The organism is Flavobacterium xanthum (assembly GCF_900142695.1).
Taxonomy (GTDB): Bacteria; Bacteroidota; Bacteroidia; order Flavobacteriales; family Flavobacteriaceae; genus Flavobacterium; species Flavobacterium xanthum.
On sequence record NZ_FRBU01000078.1, the window covers coordinates 1 to 4583 of the forward strand.

1 protein-coding gene is annotated in these 4583 nt (G+C 35.7%); it reads right to left on the reverse strand.

The window, feature by feature from the left end; translation table 11 throughout:
• On the reverse strand, positions 1–3306 hold a 3306-nt coding region (locus tag BUC11_RS16300; protein WP_139259552.1), incomplete at its 3' end, for a hypothetical protein.
• Between the last annotated feature and the right edge of the window lie 1277 nt (positions 3307–4583).

Sequence of the window (4583 nt, forward strand, 5' to 3'; positions counted from 1 at the left end):
ATTTCGAACGTACAAAGTATAAGTATTTGGTGCCAATGCTGTAAATACATTCGAGCTCTGGTACGTTATTCCATCCAAACTGTAGGTTACTCCTGCTTGTGTGGTGATTGTAATACTTCCTGAAGGAGTTCCACAAGTAGGTTGCACCAAACTAGCCGTGGTTGGTTCAACTGGAGGTGTTGGAATAGCATTGATCGTTATAACAGTCGATGACGGAGTTACACAAGTGTTATCCAATGTACTTCGAACATATAAAGTATAAGTATTTGGTGTCAATGCTGTAAATACATTCGAGCTCTGATAGGTTAATCCATCCAAACTGTAGGCTACTCCTGCTTGTGTTGTAATTGTAATACTTCCGGACGGAGTTCCACAAGTAGGTTGCGCCACACTAGCCGTGGTTGGTTCAACTGGAGGTGTTGGAATAGCATTGATCGTTATAGCAGACGATGACGGAGTTACACAAGTGTTATCCGACGTATTTCTTACGTATATAGTATAAGTATTTGGAGCTAATGCTGTAAATACATTCGAGCTCTGATACGTTATTCCATCCAAACTGTAGGCTACTCCTGCTTGTGTTGTGATTGTAATACTTCCTGAAGGAATTCCACAAGTAGGTTGCACCACACTAGCCGTGGTTGGTTCAACTGGAGGTGTTGGAATAGCATTGATCGTTATAGCAGTTGATGACGGAGTTACACAAGTGTTATCCGCTGTATTTCGTACGTATAAAGTATATGTATTTGGTGCCAATGCTGTAAATACATTCGAGCTCTGGTACGTTATTCCATCCAAACTGTAGGCTACTCCTGTTTGTGTTGTGATTGTAATACTTCCTGAAGGAATTCCACAAGTAGGTTGTACCACACTAACGGCGGTTGGTTCAACTGGAGGTGTTGGAATAGCATTGATCGTTATAACAGTCGATGACGGAGTTACACAAGTGTTATCCGCTGTATTTCTTACGTACAAAGTATAAGTATTTGGTGCTAATGCTGTAAATACATTCGAGCTCTGGTACGATATTCCATCCAAACTGTAGGCTACTCCTGTTTGTGTTGTGATTGTAATACTTCCTGATGGAGTTCCACAAGTAGGTTGCACCACACTAGCCGTGGTTGGTTCAACTGGAGGTGTTGGAATAGCATTGATCGTTGTAGTAGTCGATGATGGAGTTACACAAGTGTTATCCAATGTATTTCGTAGGTATAAAGTATAAGTATTTGGTGCCAATGCTGTAAATACATTCGAGCTCTGATACGTTATTCCATCCAAACTGTAGGCTGCTCCTTCTTGTGTTGTGATTGTGATACTTCCGGACGGAGTTCCACAAGTAGGTTGCACCACACCAACCGTGGTTGGTTCAACTGGAGGTGTTGGAATAGCATTGATAGTAATTGACTCTGATGCGACAGATGAACAATTATTTATGCCAGTAACAGTAAAAGTATAAATTCCTGATGATGGTAGGTTACTAAATTCATAACTACTACCAGATCCAGAAATTGGGGCACCCAGAGATGGCGTGATAACCCATGTACCTACTGAAGGCAAGCCATTTAGTACGATACTGCCATAGGTCCTCTCGCAAGTCGGTTGCGTAACCAATCCAATGACAGGAGGAGCGGTGAAATTGAATTGTACTGAAATATCTTCAGAAGATGGAACACATTGTCCGTTTGAAATCGTCCATGTAAACACATAAGTACCAAGAACATCTACATTAGCTGTTGAAGATGCATTACTACTATCACTAAAGTTAACGCTACCAGGTCCTGATTTTTTAGTCCAAGTTCCTGTACCAACTGACGGTGTATTGCCACCCAAAGGATCACTTGTAAAACTACATTTAGACTGACTCTCTCCAACAGTAGCTAATGTTGGACTCTCAACAAAACTCATTACAATATTTGCCTCTGAATAACATGGTGTTAATGCCGCTGAAGCAACTACAACTGGATTTGGATCTTTAAGATTGTAATCTACTGCTGCATTTCCGAAATCTAAACTACTCGCTTTTTCAGGACTTAGAAAAGAATTGGTAACAGAATAATTTGTTTCATCTTGATCTGCTAAAGTCATAGCAAAAAATTTAATATCCCCCGTTGTATAACCAATAAGAGACTTTAAAACTTCAACTTCAAATCCTAGACTGTAATCGGTAATCCCAACATTATTTTTATTTATCCCCATTACTGAAGATGGACTTCCTGAAGCAACAACACCTATATTAGTCTTAATAGAATTTCCAGTTCTTAGTTCAATAATATCCGCACTATAATTATTTCCTCCTACGTCTGTTCCAATAGCTAAGCAATAATCTGCCTGGAAATAAGAGTCAAACGTACTTGGATTATTATTAAAAAAATTAAATGCATTCACTAAAGGAAACCCACCATTTTCATCACCATAATTTGAAACATTAAACCCTCCTACTTTAGTATCCAAAAACAATAAAATTTTTCTACCACTTAAAACTTTACCAAGTACTCCGAAAGTTAATTTATCCTCTGTCGGACTTATTTTTATAGAATTTATGTATGCTGAAGTGGCGTTAGATGATAAAGGAGCAGAAAGAAAATTATCTTCAAGTGCTCCAGTGCCCCATGCTTTCTCGGTAACATTACCATCAAAACTCACTGCATATCTAGTTCGAACTCTAACAACCTGACCATCTGTTAAAGTATTTGAGACAAATGTTTTACTTAATGACATACTTTGTTTCACGACTCCATCGACTGAAAATTCAAATAAATCTGCACCGCCAGTGGCAGTAAATGTGGTAGAAGTACCCAAACACAATGGAGAGGAAATAGAAGTTGACGGAGAAACAGATAATGTCACTGCAGGCGGGACGACATATATAGAAGCAACCACAGGTACACGGAAACTAACATCAGAACCTAATCGGCTCTGTACGTAATAAGTTTTAGTAGAACTTATACTTGGACTGTAAATATTTCCCGTGTATATCGGTATAACTGATGACTGAGAAGCAAACCATTCAATCGTTTCATTACCATTTGCTCCAAAAGCATAGACATTGACTTGAATTGGATTAATACCGTCTCCACACGAACTCCCAGCAGTCGAAAGTGGGTAAGGCAAAACAGCCAAAATCGCCGAATTCCGAACTACTTTGGACTTCTTTATTTGTTTTTTAATTGAATCTGTAGCTATTAATTTAGAATAGAGCTTAAAATTGATATCATTTAAATTTACAAGCTTGTCTAAATTTTTTGAACTTAGCGAAAAACTAAGAAAAAAAAGAAATAATAAAAATAAAAGTATTTTTTTTTTCATACTGTCGATGTTGTAATTATTTTGAAAATTTAATCATTAAAAGTAAATTTTTATTTTCATTGAGCAAATTGAATTTTAATATAAATTTAACAAAATACAAACAATAATTTTAAATACTTACAAATCACACATTTACAATATATTATATTTGAAAAAGAAATCCATAGAAGCATTCTACTAACAACACAAATAACTAAATCATATCTTAAGTCTTAAACTACTGAAAAAAAATCAATAAGTCCTATCTGTATTTTTAAAGTCATATAAACTTTAAGATTAAAACCGTAATCTTCGAAAAAATTACTTAGCCGAAATTAATTTTTAATATTTAAAAAGGACTCTTTACAAAAAAGGAGCTGCAGCATTTTATTTGTCTTTAGAAGAGATTATTTCAAATCCTAAACAACACCGTTCCATTAAGTTAATTTCAAAAAGGAATAGTTGTTGACTTAAAATTCAAAATTTTCCACATCGAGCAAACCAAACACAACTCCACAATACTCGAAGAAGTTGACCAAACGAGGATGATGCATGAGTACTTATTGTCCCAAAAGCTTGCGGTCGAAATTTAGTAGCTAACGTACACCGAATAAAAGCTAAACTTATATCTTTTATGAAATTTTATAAACAGAAAATAACTCATTAATTTTAATGCTATTACTCCTATATATCTATTTAAGGGGAAAACTTTAGAAAATAAAAAGGGCGCCTTTTTAGAGATTTAAAAAGAAGGAATTTAAAGTTTGACGCTAAACACTAACCGCACTTAGCGAATCATATAGTTCAAACAATACAATAGATAAAAAATGGCACTAAACCTCAAACTTTATACTATTCTAAAACATTTTGAAAGAAGAGATTAAGCAGAAGTTCCGCAGAATCATTTAATGCTAAAAATCAAAGATTTACAAATCACTTCATAATAGCAAAAAAACAAGATTTCGTTTTGTTAAGGACAACTCCACTATTGCCTTATGCCCAAGTATTGTTCTTGATCCGATTTCTTTCTATTCCGATTATCTAATATTTTCGCTTAATCCCCAACTTTTGCACCTAATCTCTAATTTTTGCTACTCCACAGGTTTTCGTTATGATCCGTTTTCGTTATAATCCCTGATCCGTTTTAGACTTGAACCGTTTTAGACTTGATTCACCATGCATAGCTATAAAACAAAAAACCCTTCATCTATTGATGAAGGGTTTTTAAAGAAAGGCGACGACATACTCTCCCACATAACTGCAGTACCATCTGCGCAGGCGGGCTTAACTACTCTGTT